Genomic DNA, 22,321 nt, shown 5'->3' on the forward strand with positions numbered 1-22,321 from the left:
TTCAGGCGGACAGCCACGCGGCGGTGTACGTGTCGATCTCGGCGTCGATGCGCGCCTTGCCGGGCGCGTCCAGGAAGGACGCCTCGACCGCGTTCTTCGCGAGGTCCGCCACGCCCCGCTCGTCGAGGCCCAGCAGCCGGGCGGCGACGGCGTACTCGTTGTTCAGGTCGGTGCCGAACATCGGCGGGTCGTCGGAGTTGATCGTGACCAGGACACCGGCCCGCACGAACTCCTTGACCGGGTGATCGTCGAGGGTGCGCACCGCGCGCGTGGCGATGTTGGAGGTGGGGCACACCTCCAGCGCGATGCGGTGCTCGGCGAGGTGCGCGAGGAGCTTCTCGTCCCGGGCCGAGCTGGTGCCGTGCCCGATGCGCTCGGCGCGCAGGTGGGTGAGCGCGTCCCACACGGTCTCCGGGCCGGTCGTCTCACCGGCGTGCGGCACGGACCGGAGGCCCGCGGCGATCGCCCGGTCGAAGTAGGGCTTGAACTGCGGGCGCGGTACGCCGATCTCGGGCCCGCCGAGACCGAAGGAGATCAGCCCCTCCGGCCGCACCCGGTCGTCGGTGGCCAGCCGCGCGGTCACCTCGGCGGACTCCAGCCCCGCCTCACCGGGAATGTCGAAGCACCACCGCAGCACCGTCCCGAACTCCGCCTCGGCCGCCTTGCGGGCGTCCTCGATCGCGTCCATGAAGGCCCGCTCGTCGATGCCGCGCCGGGTCGAGGAGTACGGCGTGATGGTCAGCTCGGCGTACCGCACCTGCTGGCGGGCCAGGTCCCGGGCCACCTCGTACGTCAGCAGCCGGACGTCCTCCGGGGTGCGGATGAGGTCCACGACGGACAGGTACACGTCGATGAAGTGGGCGAAGTCCGTGAAGGTGAAGTAGTCGGCCAGGGCCTCGGGGTCGGTGGGCACCGTGGAGTCGGGGTGCCGGGCGGCCAGTTCGGCGACGATCCGGGGGGAGGCGGAGCCGACGTGGTGGACGTGCAGTTCGGCCTTGGGCAGCCCGGCGATGAACGCGTGCAGATCGCGGGCCCCGGCGTGCGCGGTGGGGCCGGTGGGGGTGCCGGACGCGGCGGCTGCGGCGGAGGCGTCGAGGCGGTCGGTCAAGGGGTCCTCCCCGGGACGGCGTCCCCGGCCGTGAGAGGGGCCGGACGGGACGCGGGTGATCGGCTGATCGGTGAGTCAGGATCATCGTAGGCGGGGAGTGCGGCCGAGTGCGGGGGAGGGCGGGGGAGGGCGGGGGAAGGGCGACCGGGCCGGGGCGACGGGCATGGGGTGCGTGGGCGGTGGCCTGCCGGCTTTCCGGCCGGGCCCTCGGGGCGGTGGCTCGGGCCGTAGCATGACGGAACGTTCGACAGAGGGGATCCCGTGCATGTCCGACGACGCGCCGACTTCGGCCGGTGACGCCGGTCGCGACACATGGCCGGCACCTGCCTCCGCCGAGCGGGCCGGTCACGGGGGCGCGACTTTCGGGGTGCCGCTGGACAAGGGACCGGAGCGGACCCGGGCGGACGGGATGCCGTCGGAGGAGGTGCGGTCGGAGGAGGTGCGGTCGGAGGAGGTGCGGTCGGTCGAGGTGCGGTCGGTCGAGGTGCCGCTGGCGGAGGGCTCCGCCCCCGACCCCTCGCCCCTGCCCCCTCTCCCCGCTGACGACGCCGAGGCGGGCCCCGGCCACACGGTGGTGTCGCACGAGCCCCCGCCGCCGTCCGGGCCCTCGGCGGCCGAGGTGATGGCCCGGACCTCGGGGAGCGCCTTCACCTCGGTGAACGGCGCCGCCCCGCAGCTCTGGGCCGCCCCCGTTTCCCCGCAGCCTGACGGTGCCTTCGCCTCCTTCCCGCCGCCGGATCCGGCCACGCCGGCGGCCGGTCCGCCGCCGGGGCCCGTCCCGCCGCCCCTCGCCCCCACCGGTGCGGTGCCCCCGCCGCCGATCTCCCCGGACGGCCCCGGCCAGGTGCCGTACGGCTACCCCGGGGCCTACGGCCACCCCTCCCCGGCCCAGGTCGGCTACCACTGGCCGGGCGTGCCCCCCGTCGAGAGCAACGGCATCGGCGTCACCGGGATGGTGCTGGGCATCACCTCGGCCGTGATCTTCTGCCTGTGGCCGGTGGCGATCGTCGTCGGCATCCTCGGCGTGATCTTCGGCGCGATCGGCCGCCGCAAGGCGAGCCGGGGCGAGGCCACCAACCCGGGCCAGGCCCTGGCCGGCATCATCCTGGGCATCGCCGGCATCATCCTCGGAGCGGGCCTGGGCACCCTGGCCTTCATGATCCCGGTCTAGGGCGCGCCCGCCGGAGGCCCACCGGCCCGTCACCCCTCACCGCTCACTCCTCCCGCAACCGCCTCCGCGCCGCCATCAGCGCGAAGCCGAGCAGGTTCGGTCCCCGCCAGCGTTCCGGGTCGGCCGCCGCCTCGTCGTCGGCCGTCAGGCCGATGCCCCAGACGCGGTCCACGGGGCTCGCCTCCACGAGGACGCGGTCGCCGGTGCCGAGCAGGAAGCCGGTCAGCTCAGGTGCGGAGCGGAACTTGTTGACGCTGCCCTCGACGACGATCCGGAACCGCTCGCGCTGCCAGGTCGCCTCGTCGAAGCCGCGCACCAGCCGGCCCGCCTTCTTCGCCTGGGACGGGTGCGAGGCGGCCAGTGCCCGCCGCTCCGCCTCCGCGTCACCGAACAGACGGGCCTTCTCCGCCATCATCCAGTGCTCGGCCGTCGCATAGGTCACCCCGTCCCTCACGAAGGGTGACGGCCACCACTGGCTCAGACAGCTCGAACCCAGCCGCCCGTCCGGCCGCGGCCGGTGTCCCCAGAAGTGCAGGTACTTGATCCTCGCCCCCGCCCGGACCTCCCTGACCAGGGTGTCCAGGCCATCGATCGTCTCCATGCACGCCAGCATGGCAGGCACCACTGACAGTGCGTCCCGCCTTTTCCGTCCCGACTCGACACCTGGTCGACAGATTCCGTCGCGTAACCAAAAGGCAACAACGGAATCACTTGTTGGAGTGGCATAGCTCTGTCAGGATCGGCACTCAAATCAGGCTGGAGCTACGCCACCGGCCCCCGCGCAAGGCGGGGCGAAGGCGGAGGAGAGCGACATGCAGAACCCGGGCACCGCCACCCCGGACACCACCGACAGGTTCCCCGCGCGGGAACGTTTCGCGGACGGCGCTCAATACATCGCGGGCCGCTTCACCCGGGGCACCTCGGGCCGCACCCACGCCGTGATCGACCCGGCCACCGGCGAGGAGGTGTACACGTACGAGCTGGCCTCCGCCGCCGACGTGGACGCGGCCGTCGCCGCCGCCCGCGCGGCCTTCCCCGGCTGGTCGGGCGCCACGCCCGGCGAGCGCTCGGACGCCCTGCACCGCCTCGCCGCCGTCCTCGCCGACCGGGCCGAGGAATTCGCCCGTGCCGAGTCGCTCCAGTGCGGCAAGCCGCTGAAGCTGACGCGCGAGTTCGACGTGCCGGGGACGATCGACAACACGGCCTTCTTCGCGGGCGCCGCCCGCCACCTCCAGGGGCAGGCCGCCGGGGAGTACTCCGGCGACCACACCTCGTACGTCCGCCGTGAGCCCATCGGTGTCGTCGGCTCCATCGCCCCCTGGAACTACCCCCTCCAGATGGCCGCCTGGAAGATCCTCCCGGCGATCGCCGCGGGCAACACGATCGTCCTGAAGCCCGCCGAGCTGACCCCGCTGACCTCACTGCTCTTCGCGCAGGCGGCGACCGACGCGGGCCTCCCCGACGGTGTGATCAACATCGTCACGGGGACGGGGAAGGAGGCCGGCGAGCACCTCGTGGGCCACCCCGACGTGGCCATGACCTCCTTCACCGGCTCCACCGCCGTCGGCAAGCGCGTCGCCGAGATCGCCACCGCCACCGTCAAGCGCCTCCATCTGGAGCTCGGCGGCAAGGCGCCCTTCGTGGTCTTCGACGACGCCGACCCGGAGGCCGCCGTCCACGGCGCCGTCGCGGGCGCGCTCATCAACACCGGCCAGGACTGCACGGCCGCCACGCGCGCGTACGTGCAGCGGCCCCTCTACGAGGCGTTCGTCGAGGCGACCGCCGCCCTCATGGCGGACGTCCGGGTCGGCGACCCGTTCGCGCCCGGCACGGACATCGGCCCGCTCGTCTCCCGCGTCCAGCGCGACCGCGTCGCCGCGATCGTGGAGCGGGCGCGTGCCTACGCGCGTGTGGTGACCGGCGGCGAGGCCCCGCAGGGCGACCAGGGGGAGCTGAAGGACGGCGCGTACTACCGTCCCACGCTCGTCGCGGACGCCGCCCAGGACAGCGAGGTCGTCCAGTCCGAGATCTTCGGCCCGGTGCTGGTCGTCCTGCCGTTCGACACCGACGACGAGGGCATCCGGCTCGCCAACGACACCCCGTACGGGCTCGCCGCCTCCGCGTGGACCCGGGACGTGTTCCGGGCCAACCGCGCGACACGCGAGATCAAGGCCGGATGCGTGTGGATCAACGACCACATCCCGATCATCAGCGAGATGCCGCACGGCGGCTACAAGGCCTCCGGCTTCGGCAAGGACATGTCAGCGTATTCGTTCGACGAGTACACACAGATCAAGCACGTTATGTTCGATAACACGGCGGTGGCCCGGAAGCCCTGGCACCGCACGATCTTCGGGGACCGATAGTCACAGCCCCGGCCGCCCGCCGCGGCCGGCTTCCCGAAAGGGCATCAAGCGCATGAGGCAGTACGAGCCCGACCGTCCGACCCCGGTCGAACTGGCCGCCGTGCGGCGCAGTCTCCGCAGTGGCCGGGCGGCCATGACCCGCCGGTCACTGATGGGCGGCGCGCTCGCGGTGGGCGGCGTCGGGGCGCTGAGCGCCTGCGGCATCCCCGCGGCCGGCAAGAGCCAGGGCGGCGTCTCCGCCGACGACTACTCCGAGCAGGAGAAGGTCGTCAACTTCTCCAACTGGCCCGAGTACATCGACGTCGACGACAGCGGGAAACACCGTCCGACGCTGGACGCGTTCCGCAAACGGACCGGCATCTCGGTCAAGTACACCGAGGACATCAACGACAACGACGAGTTCTTCGGCAAGATCCAGCCGCAGCTCGCCGCCGGCCAGGACACCGGACGCGACCTCATCGTCCTCACCGACTGGCTGGCCGCCCGCATGATCCGGCTCGGATACGTCCAGAAACTGGACGCGTCCAACCTGCCACACGCCTTCGCCAACCTCTCGGAGCAGTTCCGCAGGCCCGACTGGGACCCCGGCCGCGCCTACTCCTACCCCTGGCAGGGCATCTCGACGGTCGTCGCCTTCAACAAGAAGGCCCTCGACGGCGTCGAGGTGAAGTCGGTCTCCGACCTGCTCGACAACCCGGCGCTCAAGGGCCGGGTCGGCCTGCTGACCGAGATGCGCGACACCGTCGGCATGACCATGCTCGACATGGGCCTGGACCCGGCGAAGTTCACCGACGACGACTACGACGCGGTCATCGCCCGGCTCCAGAAGGCCGTCGACAAGGGCCAGATCCGCCGCTTCACCGGCAACGACTACACGTCCGACCTCAGCAAGGGCGACCTGGCGGCCTGTGTCGCCTGGGGCGGCGACATCGTGCAGCTCCAGGCCGACAACCCGGACGTCGCCTACATCATCCCGGACAGCGGCTACATGACGTCGACCGACAACATGCTGATCCCCAACAAGGCGCGCCACAAGACGAACGCCGAGCGGCTCATCGACTACTACTACGAGCCCGGGCCGGCCGCCGAACTCGCCGCGTACATCAACTACGTCAGTCCGGTCGCGGACGTGGGGCCGTACCTCGCCAAGATCGACAAGTCGGCGGCGGACAACCCGCTGATCCTTCCCGACAAGGCCACGCAGGCCAAGTCCCACGCCTTCCGCTCCCTGAGCTCGAAGGAAGAGACGGCCTATCAGCAGAAGTTCGCGAAGCTCACAGGGGCGTGACGATCATGACAACGGACAGCAGCGGCGACGTCCGCCTCTCCGGCATCGGCAAGACCTACGGCGCCTTCACCGCCGTGCACCCGCTCGACCTGACCGTCCCGCAGGGCTCGTTCTTCGCCCTGCTCGGCGCCTCCGGCTGCGGCAAGACCACCACCCTGCGCATGATCGCCGGGCTGGAGGAACCCTCCTCCGGCACCGTCCACCTCGGCGACCAGGACGTCACCGCCCTGCCGCCGTACAAGCGCCCGGTGAACACCGTCTTCCAGTCCTACGCCCTCTTCCCGCACCTCGACATCTTCGAGAACGTCGCCTTCGGACTGCGCCGACGCGGCATCAAGTCCGTGAAGAAGCAGGTCGAGGACATGCTGGAACTGGTCCAGCTCGGCGAGCAGGCCCGCAAGAAGCCCCACCAGCTCTCCGGCGGCCAGCAGCAGCGCGTCGCCGTCGCCCGCGCCCTCATCAACCACCCCAAGGTGCTCCTCCTCGACGAGCCCCTCGGCGCGCTCGACCTCAAGCTGCGCCGCCAGATGCAGCTGGAGCTCAAGCGCATCCAGACCGAGGTCGGCATCACCTTCGTGCACGTCACGCACGACCAGGAGGAGGCCATGACGATGGCCGACACGGTCGCCGTGATGAACGCGGGCCGCGTCGAGCAGCTCGGCTCGCCCACCGACCTCTACGAGAACCCGCAGACCACGTTCGTCGCCAACTTCCTCGGCACCTCCAACCTCATCGAGGCCGAGGTCGACACCAAGAACGGCGACGACATCGTGCTGCGGGCGGGCGGCGGCAAGCTCGTCCTGCCCGAGGCGCGATGTTCGGCGCCCACGACGGCGGGCGGCAAGGTCCTGGTCGGCGTCCGCCCGGAGAAGATCTCCCTCACCCACGCCGACGACGCGGGCGAGATCCCCGAGGGCCGCAACCGCATCACCGGGAGGATCGCCCACTCCTCGTTCATCGGCGTCTCCACCCAGTACGTCATCGACAGCCAGGTCTGCCCCGAGTTCGAGGTCTACGCCCAGAACATCGAGCGGGACCCCCGTCTGACCCCCGGCGCCGACGTCGTCCTGCACTGGAGCCCCGTCCACACCTTCGGTCTGGACGCCGCCCAGGACATCGACGCCGGCATCGACGAACAGGCGGCGGTCTGAGATGGCCACGCTCACCGAGGCACCCCCGCCGCCCCCGCCCGCCTCGCCGCCGGCCCCGTCGGCACCCGAGAAGAAGCCGCCGCGCAAGCGGGGCCGGCTGACGCCGTACTGGCTGCTCCTGCCCGGCCTGCTCTGGCTGGTCGTGTTCTTCGCGCTGCCGATGATCTACCAGGCCTCCACGTCCGTGCAGACGGGCTCCCTGGAGGAGGGCTACAAGGTCACCTGGCACCTGGCGACCTACTGGGACGCGCTGAGCGAGTACTGGCCGCAGTTCCTCCGCTCGGTCCTCTACGCGACCGCCGCGACCGTCCTGTGCCTGGTCCTCGGCTACCCGCTCGCCTACCTCATCGCCTTCCGCGCGGGACGCTGGCGGAACCTGATCATGGTCCTGGTGATCGCGCCGTTCTTCACCAGCTTCCTGATCCGCACCCTCGCCTGGAAGACGATCCTCGCGGACAGCGGCCCGGTCGTGTCGTTCCTCAACACCGTGCACGTCCTCGACGTCACCGACTGGCTCGGCTGGACCTCCGGCGACAGAGTCCTCGCCACCCCGCTCGCGGTGGTCTGCGGACTGACGTACAACTTCCTGCCGTTCATGATCCTGCCGCTCTACACCTCGCTGGAACGCATCGACGTACGGCTGCACGAGGCGGCCGGCGACCTGTACGCCACCCCGCTCACCACCTTCCGCAAGGTGACCTTCCCGCTGTCGATGCCCGGAGTCGTCTCCGGCACGCTGCTCACCTTCATCCCGGCGGCCGGCGACTACGTCAACGCCGAACTCCTCGGCTCCACCGACACCCGCATGATCGGAAACGTCATCCAGACACAGTTCCTGCGCGTGCTGGACTATCCGACCGCGGCGGCCCTCTCCTTCATCCTGATGGCCGCGATCCTCCTCATGGTCACCCTCTACATCCGCCGAGCGGGGACGGAGGATCTCGTCTAATGCCTGTCGTCAACTGGCTCAAGCGCCATCTCGTCGTCATCGCGGGACTGCTGACCCTCGGCTATCTCCTGCTGCCCAACGTCGTCGTCACGGTGTTCTCCTTCAACAAACCGAAGGGACGCTTCAACTACGAATGGCAGCAGTTCTCCACCGACGCCTGGAAGGACCCCTGCGGCGTCGCCGGCATGTGCGACTCGCTGTCGATCAGCCTCCAGATCGCGATCTGGGCGACCATCGGCGCCACCCTGCTCGGCACGATGATCGCCTTCGCGCTGGTCCGCTACCGCTTCCGCGCGCGGGGCTCCGTCAACTCGCTGATCTTCCTGCCGATGGCGATGCCCGAGGTCGTCATGGCCGCCTCGCTGCTCACCCTGTTCCTGAACCTGGGCGCACAGCTCGGTTTCTGGACGATCCTGATCGCGCACATCATGTTCTGCCTCAGCTTCGTGGTGGTCGCCGTCAAGGCACGCGTCCTGTCCATGGACCCGCGCCTCGAACAGGCCGCCCAGGACCTCTACGCCGGACCGGCGCAGACCTTCCTGCGCGTCACGCTGCCCATCGCGGCCCCCGGGATCGCCGCCGGCGCGATGCTCGCCTTCGCGCTCTCCTTCGACGATTTCATCATCACCAACTTCAACGCGGGCTCGACGGTCACCTTCCCCATGTTCGTCTGGGGTTCGGCCCAGCGCGGCACGCCCGTCCAGATCAACGTCATCGGTACGGCCATGTTCCTCATCGCCGTCCTGCTCGTCCTGACCTCGATGGTCATCGGCAACCGCCGCAACCGACAAAAAGCGTAGGGAGTTGACATCATGGCCCCGAGCGCCATGAACCGGTGGATCACTTCTCTTTCCGACGCCCAGCCGTCGCCGTACTGGCTGGAAGACCCCGGCAAGCCCCACCCCGAGCCCGCGCTCACCGGCGCCGACAGCTGCGACCTGCTGGTCGTCGGCGGCGGCTACAGCGGGCTGTGGACCGCGCTCGTCGCCAAGGAGCGCGATCCCCGGCGGGACGTGGTGCTGCTGGAGGGACGCGAGGTGGGCTGGGCCGCCTCGGGCCGCAACGGAGGCTTCTGCGCGGCCTCCCTCACCCACGGGCTGCCCAACGGGCTCGCCCGCTGGCCCGACGAGATCCGGACCCTTCAGGAGCTGGGCGCGCGCAACCTCGACGAGATCGAGGCGGCGATCGCCCGGCACGGCATCGACTGCGACTTCGAACGCACCGGCGAGATCGACGTCGCCACCGAGACGTACCAGGCGTGGGAACTGCGCGACTGGTACGAGGAACTCGAACGCAAGGGCCTCGCCGACGGCCTGGAGTTCCTCGACGCCGACCAGGTCCGCGAACAGGTCGCCTCACCCACCTTCGAGGCGGGCCTGTACGACCGGCGGGGCGTGGCCATGCTCCACCCCGCCAAACTGGCCTGGGGCCTGAAGCAGGCGTGCGTCCGCCTCGGCGTCCGCGTGTACGAGCACACGCCCGCCCTGGACCTGAAGGCCTACGGGGCCGGGATGACCGTCCGCACACCGTACGGCCGGGTCCGCGCCCGGCAGGTCGCCCTCGGCACCAACATCTTCCCCAGCCTGGTCAAGCGGGTCCGGGCGTACACCGTCCCGGTCTACGACTACGCCCTGATGACCGAACCGCTCACCGCCGGGCAGCTCGGCGGGATCGGCTGGAAGAACCGGCAGGGCCTCGGCGACTCCGCCAACCAGTTCCACTACTTCCGGCTGTCCGCCGACAACCGGATCCTGTGGGGCGGGTACGACGCGATCTACCCGTACGGCGGCCGGGTGCGCGCCGAGTACGACGACCGGCCGGAGACGTACGCCAAGCTCGCCGGACACTTCTTCACCTGCTTCCCGCAGCTGGAGGGCGTCCGCTTCACCCACGCCTGGGGCGGCGCGATCGACACCTGTTCCCGTTTCTCCGCGTTCTTCGGCACGGCCCACCACGGGAAGGTCGCCTACGCCGCCGGGTACACGGGCCTGGGCGTCGGGGCCACCCGCTTCGGCGCCGAGGTGATGCTGGACCTGCTCGCGGGGGAGGACACCGAGCGGACCCGGCTGGAGATGGTCCGCAAGAAGCCGCTGCCCTTCCCGCCCGAACCGTTCGCCTGGACCGGCATCGCCCTCACCAAGTGGTCGCTGGCCCGGGCCGACGCGCACGGCGGGCGGCGCAACCTGTGGCTGCGGACCATGGACCGGCTGGGCCTCGGCTTCGACAGCTGACCCCGTCCTCCGCGGCTGTGACCTGGTTCACTCCAACGGGTGGCAAGAACCCGCGTAATGCCAGGCCAGGACCTCCCTCTCCCCCGTGACGCGACCGCGTCGACGAGAGAGGCGAGAGAGGGAGGTCTTCTCATGACTGGGGCGAAGTCGGCGGCCGAGTGGCTGGCATCCGTCGCACCGGATCCCGAGGCCTGCCGCTGGGAGTGGGAGCGAGGCCCCCTGGGGGTCGCGCTGCTGCCGGCGGGCAGGGCCTGGGACGTACTCATCCTGCCGGGCGGACTCGGCTACCCCACGCTCGATGTGCTCACCCGCATCCTCGACCGGCCCGGACCGGTGCTGGTCGACTTCGGGGACGACCGCATGGGCTTCTTCGTACCGCCCGGCACGGCCGCCAACTGGCTCGGCACCGGCATCCGCACGGCCGGCGCCGGCACCTGGATCGTCGTCCCCCACCCGGGCCACTCCTCCGGCACCGTCCGCTGGCTGATCCCCCCGGACGGCACCGGCACCCTGACGGACCCGGCGCTGCTGGAACTGGCCATGCACGAGGCGGCGGCAGGTGGCTTTTAGGCTGTTGAGTTTTTCAGGGGCGCGGGGCTGTATCGATATGCGGCTCCGCCGCGTGGGCGCGACCAGCCACGACGGCGCCGCAGCCGAAAAACCGGCATGGGCAGCCCCTCACTCCCCGGACGTGGCCTTCAACGCCAGCCACAACTCCATCCGCACATCCGGATCGTCGAGAGAGCGACCGAGGATCTCCTCGACCCGACGCATCCGGTAGCGCAGCGTATGCCGGTGGACACCCAGGTCGGCCGCCGCCGCGTCCCACTGCCCGTGCCGGGACAGCCAGGCCCGCAGGGAGGCCACGAGGTCGCCGCGGCCGGTCGCGTCGTGCTCGTGCAGCGCCCGCAGCAGACCGTCCGCGAACGCCTTCACCGCGTCGTCCGCGAGCAGCGGCAGCACCGACCCCGCCGCCAGCTGCTCGTGCTCGACGAGGATCCGGCCCCGGCGCCGGGCCACCGACAGCGCCTGCTCGGCCTGCCGGTACGCCGCTGCCGCCGCGATCGGACCGGCGGGCGCCGACAGGCCGACGACCAGTTCCTCGTCCGCGCGTTCCTCGCCGTTCGCGCGGGCCGCCTCCAGCGCCGCCGCGCACCGGGCGACCGCCGCGACCGCGCCGCCCCCGTCCGCCGCCAGCACCACCAGCCGCTCGCCCTCGGGCACCACCAGCACGGCCTCGCCGGACCGGGCGGCGGCGGACTCGACCACCTCGGTGAGGCCGCCGAGGGGGTCCCCGTCCGCCTCGGCCCCGGCGGGCGCGGGTTCCGCCACGACCACCCGGAACGGGGCGTCCAGCAGCGCGCCGTACAGTTCCCCGGCGACCGCCCGGGCGTGGTCCGGCTCGCCCGCCAGGAGCATCCGCAGCACCGCCGTGCCGATCCGCTGCTCGGCCGCCTGGAGGGGGCGGGAGCGTTCCGTCGTGAGGGTGAGCAGGGCGATCGCCGAGTGGACGGCGTACCGCTCCGCCGTGCCGAGGGCGGCCGCCGTGCCGACGGCGAGCGCCGATCGCGGGCGGCGGCCGGTGCCCAGGGTGTGCAGCTCGACCCGGTCGGTGTTCTCGGCGCTCCCGCCGTCCTCGGCCGGACCCGCCCCGCCGACCACCGCCGAGGCGGGCGCCGGGCGCTCGCGCAGCCGCTCCACGTCCGCCGTGAGCCGCGCGGCCCGCCGGCCCGCCCACTCCGGTGCGGCGGCGACGACGGCGCCCGAGGCGTCGTAGAGCGCCGCCCAGCCGTCGACCTGCGCGGCGAGCGCGGTCAGCAGCCCCTCCGGGCCGTCCGTCAGCGCCTGTTTCGTCAGCTCCCGCTGCGCGGCGAACCCGGCCGTCACCGCCCGGTACTGATCGGCCGCGATGGCCGCCGACACCGCCTTGCTGATCGCGAGGAACGGGGTCCGGCGCGGCACCTCCAGCAGCGGCAGGCCCTCCTGCTCGGCCGCGTCGACGAGCGCTTCCGGGACCTCGTCGTAGGTGACGCCGACCGCGAAGCCGAGCCCGACCACCCCGGCGCCGGCCAGGCGCTTCACATAGCGCCGCATGGCCTCGGGGTCCTCCGCGTCCAGCTTCAGCGCGGTGATCAGCAGCAGCTCCCCGCCCTCCATGTACGGCACGGGGTCCGCGAGCTCGCTGACATGCGCCCAGCGCACCGGCACGTCCAGCCGGTCCCCGCCCGCCCGCACGGTCAGCTTCAGCGCGGAGTGGTGGACGAGCGAGGCGAGCGTGGGAGGCATGGGGCCTTCAGTCGGGGAGGATGATCCTTTGGCCGCCGCGTAGGAACGGCCTGTGCCGATTCTGCCTCACCGGCGAGGTCCCCGTACGCCCCTTCAGCCCCTCAGATCCACCAGCAGCGGAGGCGTGTGCTCGCCCGCGACGCTCGTCAGGGACAGCACCGCGTGGCCCGGCGGCACCTCGTGCGCCAGCTGGGACGCCGACCAGCGCTCCCGCTCGACCTGGCGCACGGTCACCGCGTCGGTGGTCACCGCCCTGCCGGTCACCAGCTTGCGCAGCGCGTGGATGGCCCGGGTCATCGGCTGGTCGGCGAAGACGGTGTGCTTGGCGACCTCCGTGGTCTCCACCCACTCGGTTCCCCAGGTCTGCGCGAACCGGCCGCCGTCCCAGGTGGTGATCCCGGAGAACGCCATCCGGCAGCCCACCGCCCCGTACAGCGGCCCGTGCAGGGCCTCCGGCACGTCCGCCACCGAGCGCAGGGCGAGGACCACGCCCGCGTTCTGCGAGCGCAGCCGCTGGATCCGGCGCACCGAGCCGGCGGTCACCGTGCCCGTCGCGTCGTCGAGGACCAGACAGGCGAAGTGCGCCCGCCGCCCCTCCCGTACGACGGCCTGGAACTGGGCGAGGAGCAGCCGGGTGATCAGCCGGCCCGCCTCCTCGTGGCCCCGCTCGGGCAGGTCGACGCGGACCCGCAGCGGATGGTGGGCGACGGCGCGCAGCGAGAACGCGCGGTGGCCGTCGTCGCCCCCGCCGCCGAAGAACCCGGCGAAGACGGGCCGGTTCAGCAGCGCGAGCCGGTCGGCCAGGGCGCGGCCCGGGTCACCCGGTGTCCCCGTCTGACGGATCCGCGCCTCCAGCTCCCGGCGCATCACCTCGTCCCCGGCCACCGCCGCCCGCAGCGCGCCCAGCGCACCCGGCTCGCCCTCGAGGAGTTCGCGCAGGTCGGCCAGGGCCGGGAAACGGCCGTGCGCGGCCCGGTAGGGGCCCAGCAGCTGGGCGAGCGCGGTCGCCGCGCTCTGCCCGCCCACCGTGTCCAGGTCGCCGACCAGCGCCTCGGCGAGGATCCCGGCCGCCTCGTCGGGGTCGTCGGACTCGGCGTACGGGTCCAGGTCGTGCACCGAGGACGGGTCGCCGATCCGGACGATCACGTCGTAGGAGGAGTCGGCGCCGAGCGGGCCGCCGCCGGGGGAGGAGACCGCGACGACCGCGCAGCCGCCGGTCAGCGCCTGGAGCGCCAGGGCCTCCGTCAGCGGCTCGACCAGCGTGCGGGTCTTGCCCGAGCCGGACGGGCCGACCGCCAGCAGCGAGGTGCCCAGCACGTCCGGGCCGAGCGCGGCGCCCGCGTCGTGGTAGGCGGCCGGGGCACGCTCGGCGGCCACCCAGCGGCCGATGCGCACCTGACCGGCGAGCAGATCGTGACGGGCGGCGCGGCGGGGCAGGTCACGGGCGCCGGAGGGGTGGGCCCAGGCGGCCCCGCCCTGCCGCAGCACGGTCTCCCGGAACTCCGGCACCCCCACCGTCCACGCCCGCCGCACCCGCGCGCAGTCCACGTCGTTCATCCGCCCGGCGGCCACCTCGCCGGTCAGCAGCTCGGCGGCCTCGGTCTGCCCGGCGTCCCGCAGCTCGGGCCACTGGGCGGGGGGCCGCCGGGCGGCGGGCGCGGCGGTCTTCGGGTTCCCCCGGGTGGCGAGTCGTTCCTTCAGATACGGCCACCAGCCGCCGGCCCGGGCGAACGGCCACACCACGAGCAGGGTGATGACCGCGTACAGGGTGTCCGTGAACAGGACGGAGGCGAACAGTTCGTAGCTCCCGCTGATCAGGACGATCAGTGAGAACAGCGGGTCGACGACCGGCAGCGCGTCCCAGCCGACCCCGAAGGCACCGGGGAACACGAAGCTGAGGGCGGCCAGCGCGCAGAGCAGGGCGAGCAGGGCGCGGACGGGCTGCGGACGGCGGCCCACGAAGTGCCGCAGCGCCTCCGGCCAGCCGCCCAGCCGGCCCATGGAGAACAGGAGGACCGCGAGGAAGACGCCGTCGTAGACCACCCGGGCCTCGGCGCCCTCGTTGGTCTTCGGCGAGGCGATCGTGCCGCCCCACCACCAGTCGCCCGGCGTGAACAGCCGCAGCAGCGTGAACTGGTACGGCAGGCTGCCGCGCCGCCACAGCGACCACAGCACCAGCGCCACCACCAGCGGCACCAGCATCCCGATCACCGTCACCGGCGCCAGCCGCTCCACCGCCCGGTCACCCTTCGGCGGCCGGTACCCGAACCGCCAGATGCCGGGCTTCGCGGCCGGGCGGGGCTCGTCCAGCCAGCTCCCCACGGCCGATGCGGGCGGCGGGGCCGCGGGTCGCGGCGGCACCGCCGGAGGCCCCGCCGGGCGCGGCACAGGATTCGCATGCGTACCGCGCGCGTCCCGCATCCCGTCGCTGTCCATCGCCCTTGCCCCCTGACCAGCCGGTCCGTCCACCGTCAGCGGTCAATCTAACGCCCCCGCAAGGGGAGTTCACCGCATACGGGGCCGGGCCGCACGGATCGCCGCCCACCCGTCACTGTCCACGGCGGACAACCGGCCCCGCCGACAACGCCCACATGGAGCATGCCGACCCCCCGTTCCCCGTCCTAGCCTGCGAGAAAGGAAACAAAGGAAACAGAAGAAGACCCCCAGGAGCCCGTCATGACCGCCCTTCCGCAGGAGCGCCGGATCGTCACCGCCATCCCCGGCCCGAAGTCGCAGGAGTTGCAGTCCCGCCGCCTCGCCGCGGTCGCTCAGGGCGTCGGCTCCGTGCTGCCGGTCTTCACCGCGCGCGCGGGCGGCGGCATCATCGAGGACGTCGACGGCAACCGGCTGATCGACTTCGGCTCCGGCATCGCCGTGACCAGCGTCGGCGCCTCCGCCGAGGCCGTCGTACGCCGCGCGTCCGCGCAGCTCGCCGACTTCACCCACACCTGTTTCATGGTGACCCCGTACGAGGGCTATGTGGAGGTCGCCGAGGCGCTGGCCGAGCTGACCCCCGGTGACCACGCCAAGAAGTCGGCCCTCTTCAACAGCGGTGCCGAGGCCGTCGAGAACGCCGTCAAGATCGCCCGTGTGTACACCAAGCGCCAGGCGGTCGTCGTCTTCGACCACGGCTACCACGGCCGCACCAACCTCACCATGGCGCTGACGGCGAAGAACATGCCGTACAAGCACGGCTTCGGCCCCTTCGCGCCCGAGGTCTACCGCGTCCCCGTCGCCTACGGCTACCGCTGGCCGACCGGCCCGGAGAACGCCGGCCCCGAGGCCGCCGCGCAGGCCATCGACCAGATCACCAAGCAGGTCGGCCCCGACAACGTGGCCGCGATCATCATCGAGCCGGTCCTCGGCGAGGGCGGTTTCATCGAGCCGGCGAAGGGCTTCCTGCCGGCGATCCGCCAGTTCGCCGCCGACAACGGCATCGTCTTCGTCGCCGACGAGATCCAGTCCGGCTTCTGCCGCACCGGCCAGTGGTTCGCCTGCGAGGACGAGGGCATCGTCCCGGACCTGATCACCACGGCCAAGGGCATCGCGGGCGGTCTGCCGCTCGCCGCCGTGACCGGCCGCGCCGAGATCATGGACGCCGCGCACGCGGGCGGCCTGGGCGGCACCTACGGCGGCAACCCGGTCGCCTGCGCGGGCGCGCTCGGCTCCATCGAGACGATGAAGGAGCTCGACCTCAACGCCAGGGCGAAGGCGATCGAGTCGACGATGAAGGCCCGGCTGTCGGCCATGGCCGAGAAGTACGAGGTCATCGGTGACATCCGCGGTCGCGGCGCGATGATCGCCATCGAGCTCGTCAAGGACCGGACGACGAAGGAGCCCGACCCGCAGGCCACGGCCGCGCTCGCCAAGGCCTGCCACCAGGAGGGCCTGCTGGTCCTGACCTGTGGCACCTACGGCAACGTGCTGCGCTTCCTGCCCCCGCTGGTCATCGGCGAGGACCTGCTGAACGAGGGCCTCGACATCATCGAGCAGGGCCTGGCCGGCCTCTGACGCACAGCCGTTCCCCAGGGACGGCAGGCCGTGTGAAGAAGGTGTGCGGGGAGCATGGCGTAACGCGCATCCGGCTGTCGTACCGCCCGTCACTGCCGTACGTTCTCCTCAGATGAGAGATACACCCGCCCGCAGGTGACTGCGGGCGAACCCCAGGCCGGGGCCTCCCCAGCTTCGACCTGGTCGTGCCCTCGCGCACACAACAGGAGCCTCCGGCTCCGAATCTCCTCACCGATCGGACGGTCGCCCGCCCCAAACCCCCCGGGGCGGCCGGCACCCCGATCCGGACGGCCACCTCGGAACCATCCCCCCTGTTCCGAGGTGGCCGACCTCCTTTTCGCTGGTCGACGCAGCGCTTCGCAGCCCGCAGCGGTTCGTGCTGAGAGGCTGTACCCCATGCCCACCAGCCCCCACCAGCAGACCGAGGACCGCAGTCCCGCGGCACCCGCCTCCACCCCGAAACGGGCCCCCGGCAGGCAGGTCTCCCTCCTCGCCCTCCCCGCCCTCCTCTTCACCCTGATCACCTGGCAGGTGATGGCCGAGGGCCCCCTCCTCACCCTCGACGCCCGTCTCAGCCGCGCCCTGATCCATCCGGACCGCTTCTCCGAGCTGCTGTCCGACCTGGGGAACGTGCAGGTGGCGGTGCCCGTCCTGGTGCTCGTGGCGGTGTACGTGGCCCTGCACGGGCAGTGGGTGGGCCGCCGGCGCTGGTGGCTGCCGCCCGTCGCCGCCCTGGTCCTGCTGACCCTGGTGCCGCTGATCGTCGTACCCCTGAAGGACTGGACCGCGCGCCCCGGCACGCCCGCCGTGCCGCCCGCCACCGGCTACTACCCGTCCGGGCACACGGCCACAGCGGCCGTCGCCTACGGTTCCGCGGCGATGATCCTGCTGCCGTGGCTGCTGACGGCCCTGGCCCGGCGGCTGGCGGTCGCCACGGCCGGCCTGCTCGTCCTCGCCGTCTCCTACGGGCTGGTCCGGCACGGCTACCACTGGCCGCTGGACGTGATGGCGAGCTGGTGCCTGTGCACGGTGCTGCTCGGCGCCCTCGGACTCTGCCTGCGCGCGACGACCCGCCCCGACCGCGCCAAACCGTAGTGCGCCGACCGTCGACCCGTACGACTCGGACAAGCGCTCCCGTGTCCCGTCCCGCCTACCGTGGACCACGCACACCACAGCACACCCCCATGCGGAAGGGCCGGGAACGCCACTATGACTTCCACCCACGCCTTCTGGCTCGCCGGACGCCAGGCCACCGGTGAGGACAGCTTCGACGTCACCTCCCCGTGGGACGGACGGCTCGTCGCCAAGGTCAGCGTGCCGACGGACGCCCAGATCGAGGAGGCCGTGGCCGCCGCGTACGCCGTGCGCGAGGAGTACGCCGCCACCCCCGCCCATGTGCGCGCCGCCGCCCTCGACCACGTCAGCAAGCGGCTCGCCGAGCGCACCGAGGAGATCGCGCAGCTGATCTCCGCCGAGAACGGCAAGCCGATCAAGTGGGCCCGGGGCGAGGTCGGCCGTGCCGTCTCCGTGTTCCGGTTCGCGGCGGAGGAGGCCCGGCGCTTCAACAGCGGTGAGGCCCAGCGCCTCGACACCGACCTCGGCGGCCAGGGCCGGCTCGCGCTCACCCGCCGCTTCCCGAAGGGCGTCGTGCTCGGCATCGCGCCGTTCAACTTCCCGCTGAACCTGTGCGCCCACAAGGTCGCCCCGGCGATCGCGGCCGGTGCGCCGATCATTCTCAAGCCGGCCCCCGCGACCCCGCTGTCCGGCCTGATCATCGGTGATCTGCTCGCCGAGACGGACCTGCCCGCCGGGTCCTGGTCGATCCTGCCGGTCTCCAACGACCGCATGCCCGCCCTCGTGCAGGACGAGCGGCTGCCGGTCATCTCCTTCACCGGCTCGGAGAAGGTCGGCTACGCGATCATGGACTCGGTGCCGCGCAAGCACTGCACCCTGGAGCTGGGCGGCAACGGCGCCGCGGTCGTCCTCGGCGACTACGCCTCCGACGCCGACCTCGACTGGGCCGCGACCCGGATCGCCACCTTCTCCAACTACCAGGGCGGCCAGTCCTGCATCTCGGTGCAGCGGGTCATCGCCGACGCCTCCGTCCACGACCGTCTCCTCCCGCGGATCGTCGCGGCCGTGGAGGCCCAGGTCACCGGCGACCCCTCCGACGCCACCACCGACGTCGGCCCGCTGGTGAGCGAGGACGCGGCCAAGCGCGTGGAGACCTGGGTGGACGAGGCCGTCGCCGCGGGCGCCTCCCTCCTCGCCGGCGGCAAGCGCGACGGCGCCTCCTACGCGCCGACCGTCCTCACCGACGTACCGGCCGACACCAGGATCGCCCGCGAGGAGGTCTTCGGGCCGGTCCTCACCGTGCAGAAGGTGGACGGCGAGGCCGAGGCCTTCGCGGCGGTCAACTCCTCCAAGTACGGCCTCCAGGCGGGCGTGTTCACCCACGACCTCCAGGCCGCCTTCCGCGCCCACCGTGCGCTGGAGGTCGGCGGCGTGGTCATCGGCGACGTCCCCTCCTACCGCGCCGACCAGATGCCGTACGGCGGCGCCAAGCAGTCCGGCGTCGGCCGCGAGGGCGTGAAGTTCGCGATGGACGACTACACCTACGAGCGCGTCCTGGTCCTGACGGGCCTCGCGCTGTAGCAGTCCCCTAGCTAATGAGAACCATTTTCATATAGGCTCCCCGAAGGGGTCCGGCGCCGATGCCTTCCGGTGCCGGACCCCTTCCTGCCGTCGGCCTGGTCCGGACCCTCAACCGGAGAAGCCGACGTGCGCGAGCCGCAGCGGGCCGCGCAGTCTGAGGTGCAGGTCGTGCACGCCGTCGGCGGCGAAGGGCGCCTCGACGGTGACGTAGTCGTACGGCCCCGGAGTGGGTGTCCCCAGCGCCAGCGTGGCGGTGGACCCCGCGCCGCCCAGCGACAGCTCGACCGTGCCCTCCCCGGCCACCGTCACTGTCACCCCCGTCGTCCCGGTCCCGAAGTCGCAGGCCCGGTAGACCAGTTCGCCCGCGCCCCCGCCGACGGGCGTCACCGCGTCACCCGCCACCCTGGTCAGATCGACGATCTCGGTACCGCTCTGCTCGTCGAAGTCGGCGGCCGGGACCCCGTGCCGGCGGGCCGGGCGGGCGACGGCCGCCTCGCCGCCGAGCACGATCGTCCCGCGCAGCCGGACGTCCTCGCTGGAGCCGCCGATCAGCAGGTCGTACGGCCCCGGCTCCACCCGCCGGCCACGCCGTGCCACGTCCCAGAACGCGAACGCGGACAGCGGGACGTCGAAGGACACGGCCGCCGTGGCACCGGGCGCGAGCGTGATCCGGCGGTGGTCGAGCAGCTCCCGGCGCGGCCGGGTGACCGACGGGTCCACGGCCCGGGTGTAGAGCTGGGCGACCTCGTCGGCCGTCATGTCGCCGGTGTTGGTGACCGTGAAGGCGATCCGCGCCCGGCCGTCGCCTTCGGCGCTGTCGTCCAACTCCACCGTCAGGTCGGCGTAGGAGAAGGAGGCGTACGACAGCCCGTGCCCGAAGGGGAAGAGCGGCCTGCCCTCGAAGTACAGATAGGTCTGGCGGGAGCCGATCACGTCGTAGTCCAGCAGATCGGGGAGATCGGCGTCGTCGGCGTACCAGGTCTGGGGGAGGCGGCCGGCGGGGGAGACATCACCGGCCAGGACGCGGGCGAGGGCGGTGCCGCCGGCCTGTCCGCCGTGGGCCGTCCACAGCACCGCGCCCAGCCGGCCCGGCTCCACGGCGTACGGGTACGCCGACACCAGCGCCAGCACCGTACGGACGCCGGAGGCCCGGGCGGCCGCCAGGATGCGCTCCTGGTGGGCGGGGAGGGCCAGGGTCGTGCGGTCCTCGGTCTCGCGGCCGTTGATGTGCGGGTCGTTGCCCGCCACGACCACGACGACGTCCGCCCGGTCCGCGACCCGGGCCACCGCGTCCTCGCCGCGCTCGACGACGACCACCTCGAAGACCTCGGCCTCGGTGCCGTCCCCGGCAACCCGGACGCCGTCGGCGGCGACACACACAGGGCGATCCGTTCCCAGGTGCCGCAGGAGGTGACCGTTCGCGTGGGGCTCCAGCCGGAACGTCTCCTGCACGATCCAGCCGCCCGGCTGGTCGGCGGAGGCGCGCAGAAGGCCGTCCTCGGCGACCGAGAGATACCGGCCGTCGGGAGCGCGCAGGGTCAGCACCCCCTCGCCCCAGTCGACGAGCGCGAGTTCCGTGCCGGTGCCGTCCGCGGTCAGCGGCGGCAGGTCGGTGCGGCCCGCGAGCAGCGCCGGGTCCAGGGCGCCCTCGGCGCCGCGCACCCCGTCGGCGGCCTCGGGCGAGGCGGGGACCTTCAGCAACGTTCCCGCGGAGGTCTTCAGCAGGACGCGGTCCACGCCCTCCGCGAACTCCACGCGCTCCGCTCCGAACCGCTCGTACAGCCCCTCCAGCGGGGTGGAGCGGTGGATCAGGGTGCCGCTGTACCAGTCGAGCTTGCACTCGTCGGCGAGCAGACCCACGACCGCGATCCGGGTGTCGGCCGCCAGCGGCAGCACCCCGTCGTTGCGCAGCAGGACGATCGCCTGTTCGGCGGCCTCCCGGGCGAGCTCGCGATGGGCCGGCGTGTCGAACTCCCCGGTGCCCGCGTGCGGGTCGTGGTGCGGGTCGAACTCGCCCAGCCGCAAACGCACCGAGAGCTGCCGGCGGATCGCGGTGTCGAGGTCCGCCTCCGACAGCAGGCCCCGCTCCAGCGCCCCCCGGATCCGGGCGACGATCGTCGAGCTGTCGGTGCCGTGGTCGGTGAAGCTGTCCACGCCGGCCTGGAGCGCGGCCGCCGTCGCCTCCTCGTGGGTGTCGAAGTAGTGCTCGGAGTCGACCAGGTTGGAGGGCGCGCCCGCGTCCGAGCAGACCAGCAGCTCCTCGTCCGTCCAGGTGCGCAGCTCCTCGCGCAGATACGGGGAGACATGGTTGGGGCGGCCGTTGACCAGGTTGTACGCCGGCATCACCCCGGCCACCGCGCCCGCCTCGACGGTCTCCTTGAAGGCCCGCAGATCGTATTCGTGCAGCACGCGCGGGCGGACCGAGGAGGAGGTGACGTCCCGGCCCGTCTCGTTGTTGTGGGCCAGCCAGTGCTTGAGGACCGGGGCCGTGCGCCAGTACGTCGGATGGTCGCCGCGCAGCCCGCGGGTGTACGCGGTGGCGATCGCCGAGGTCAGCCTGGGGTCCTCGGAGTAGCCCTCCTCGTTACGGCCCCACAGCGGGTGGCGCAGCAGGTTGACCGTGGGGGACCAGACGTTCAGGCCCACGCGGTCGTCCCGGGCGCGCATCGCCCGCGCCTCCTTGGACACCGCCTCGCCGACCCGTCGTACGAGATCCGTGTTCCAGGTCGCGCCCAGTCCGACGGCCTGCGGGAACACCGTGGCCGGTCCCATCCACGCCACGCCGTGCAGGGCCTCCTGGCCGGTGCGGAACGCGGCGACGCCGAGCCGCTCCACGGCGGGCCCGAACTGGTGCAGGAAGGCGACCTTCTCGTCCAGGGTGAGGCGCGCCAGCAGATCGTCGATGCGCTTCGCGAACGGCAGATGCGGATCGCGGAAAGGCGGCGTGGGCGGCGTGGGTGCGGTCACGTGGGGATCCCTTTGCGCTGGAGCGGGGAGTCGCTTTCGAAGCGCTTCGATGCTCATTCGACGCACCGCTGGGTGTCAAGGGGACCTCACGCTTATTTCAAGCAGGGCATAAGAACAGGTCACCTCTGATACCTCGGA

At 72.3% G+C, this 22,321-nt stretch carries 16 protein-coding genes; 11 read left to right on the forward strand and 5 right to left on the reverse strand.

The genetic code is table 11. The annotated features are described in order from the left end of the window. Position 1 precedes the first annotated feature (1 nt). The gene (locus AQJ64_RS28600) at positions 2-1,108 is read right to left on the reverse strand and encodes an adenosine deaminase (RefSeq protein ID WP_398687555.1); all 1,107 of its coding nucleotides are present in this window, start codon (positions 1,106-1,108) and stop codon (positions 2-4) included. A gap of 265 nt (positions 1,109-1,373) precedes the next feature. On the opposite strand from AQJ64_RS28600, the gene AQJ64_RS51150 reads away from it, so the two are divergent. Beyond that, positions 1,374-2,279: a DUF4190 domain-containing protein gene (locus AQJ64_RS51150; RefSeq protein ID WP_244902695.1), complete on the forward strand. Its 906-nt coding sequence runs from the start codon at positions 1,374-1,376 to the stop codon at positions 2,277-2,279. A 43-nt stretch (positions 2,280-2,322) separates the two neighbouring features. On the opposite strand, the gene AQJ64_RS28610 is transcribed toward AQJ64_RS51150, so the two are convergent. Then, the gene (locus AQJ64_RS28610; protein WP_059203128.1) at positions 2,323-2,880 is read right to left on the reverse strand and encodes a riboflavin biosynthesis intermediates N-glycosidase; all 558 of its coding nucleotides are present in this window, start codon (positions 2,878-2,880) and stop codon (positions 2,323-2,325) included. 211 nt (positions 2,881-3,091) lie between these two features. On the opposite strand from AQJ64_RS28610, the gene AQJ64_RS28615 reads away from it, so the two are divergent. The 7 genes from AQJ64_RS28615 to AQJ64_RS28645 all read left to right on the forward strand — a co-directional run bounded on the left by AQJ64_RS28615 (position 3,092) and on the right by AQJ64_RS28645 (position 10,834). Next, on the forward strand, positions 3,092-4,645 hold the full coding sequence (locus AQJ64_RS28615; RefSeq protein ID WP_055635008.1) for a gamma-aminobutyraldehyde dehydrogenase: 1,554 nt from the start codon (positions 3,092-3,094) through the stop codon (positions 4,643-4,645). Positions 4,646-4,697: 52 nt separating this feature from the next. Next, entirely contained in the window at positions 4,698-5,933 is a 1,236-nt protein-coding gene (locus AQJ64_RS28620) for an ABC transporter substrate-binding protein (RefSeq protein WP_055635009.1), read from the forward strand. Between the two features lie 5 nt (positions 5,934-5,938). Next, positions 5,939-7,084: an ABC transporter ATP-binding protein gene (locus tag AQJ64_RS28625; protein ID WP_206189744.1), complete on the forward strand. Its 1,146-nt coding sequence runs from the start codon at positions 5,939-5,941 to the stop codon at positions 7,082-7,084. A gap of 1 nt (position 7,085) precedes the next feature. Then, a complete protein-coding gene (locus tag AQJ64_RS28630) occupies positions 7,086-8,033 on the forward strand; it encodes an ABC transporter permease (RefSeq protein ID WP_055635011.1) in 948 nt (315 codons plus the stop codon). Continuing rightward, the gene (locus AQJ64_RS28635) at positions 8,033-8,833 is read left to right on the forward strand and encodes an ABC transporter permease (protein ID WP_055635012.1); all 801 of its coding nucleotides are present in this window, start codon (positions 8,033-8,035) and stop codon (positions 8,831-8,833) included. Before AQJ64_RS28630 ends, AQJ64_RS28635 begins: the two co-directional genes overlap by 1 nt. A 12-nt stretch (positions 8,834-8,845) precedes the next feature. Next, positions 8,846-10,264, forward strand: a complete 1,419-nt coding sequence (locus tag AQJ64_RS28640) for an NAD(P)/FAD-dependent oxidoreductase (protein WP_055635013.1) — start codon at positions 8,846-8,848, stop codon at positions 10,262-10,264. Positions 10,265-10,396: 132 nt separating this feature from the next. After that, positions 10,397-10,834, forward strand: a complete 438-nt coding sequence (locus tag AQJ64_RS28645) for a hypothetical protein (RefSeq protein ID WP_055635014.1) — start codon at positions 10,397-10,399, stop codon at positions 10,832-10,834. Positions 10,835-10,942: 108 nt separating this feature from the next. On the opposite strand, the gene AQJ64_RS28650 is transcribed toward AQJ64_RS28645, so the two are convergent. Together AQJ64_RS28650 and AQJ64_RS28655 are read right to left on the reverse strand one after the other, a co-directional pair. After that, a complete protein-coding gene (locus tag AQJ64_RS28650; protein WP_055635015.1) occupies positions 10,943-12,550 on the reverse strand; it encodes a PucR family transcriptional regulator in 1,608 nt (535 codons plus the stop codon). 93 nt (positions 12,551-12,643) lie between these two features. Further along, positions 12,644-14,986, reverse strand: a complete 2,343-nt coding sequence (locus AQJ64_RS28655; RefSeq protein ID WP_055635016.1) for a type IV secretory system conjugative DNA transfer family protein — start codon at positions 14,984-14,986, stop codon at positions 12,644-12,646. 240 nt (positions 14,987-15,226) lie between these two features. Between AQJ64_RS28655 and gabT the strand changes: the two genes are divergently transcribed. From gabT to AQJ64_RS28670, 3 genes are all read left to right on the forward strand, one after another. Further along, the gene (gabT, locus tag AQJ64_RS28660; protein WP_055635017.1) at positions 15,227-16,561 is read left to right on the forward strand and encodes a 4-aminobutyrate--2-oxoglutarate transaminase; all 1,335 of its coding nucleotides are present in this window, start codon (positions 15,227-15,229) and stop codon (positions 16,559-16,561) included. A 396-nt stretch (positions 16,562-16,957) separates the two neighbouring features. Continuing rightward, positions 16,958-17,656: a phosphatase PAP2 family protein gene (locus tag AQJ64_RS28665; RefSeq protein WP_059203111.1), complete on the forward strand. Its 699-nt coding sequence runs from the start codon at positions 16,958-16,960 to the stop codon at positions 17,654-17,656. 114 nt (positions 17,657-17,770) lie between these two features. Then, positions 17,771-19,216: an aldehyde dehydrogenase family protein gene (locus AQJ64_RS28670; RefSeq protein WP_055634776.1), complete on the forward strand. Its 1,446-nt coding sequence runs from the start codon at positions 17,771-17,773 to the stop codon at positions 19,214-19,216. A 108-nt stretch (positions 19,217-19,324) separates the two neighbouring features. On the opposite strand, the gene AQJ64_RS28675 is transcribed toward AQJ64_RS28670, so the two are convergent. Continuing rightward, positions 19,325-22,183 (reverse strand): glycoside hydrolase family 3 C-terminal domain-containing protein, encoded by a 2,859-nt coding sequence (locus AQJ64_RS28675; protein WP_055634777.1) that lies wholly within the window; start codon positions 22,181-22,183, stop codon positions 19,325-19,327. Positions 22,184-22,321 lie beyond the last annotated feature (138 nt).

The organism is Streptomyces griseoruber, assembly GCF_001514205.1.
In the GTDB taxonomy this organism is placed as follows: Bacteria; Actinomycetota; Actinomycetes; order Streptomycetales; family Streptomycetaceae; genus Streptomyces; species Streptomyces griseoruber.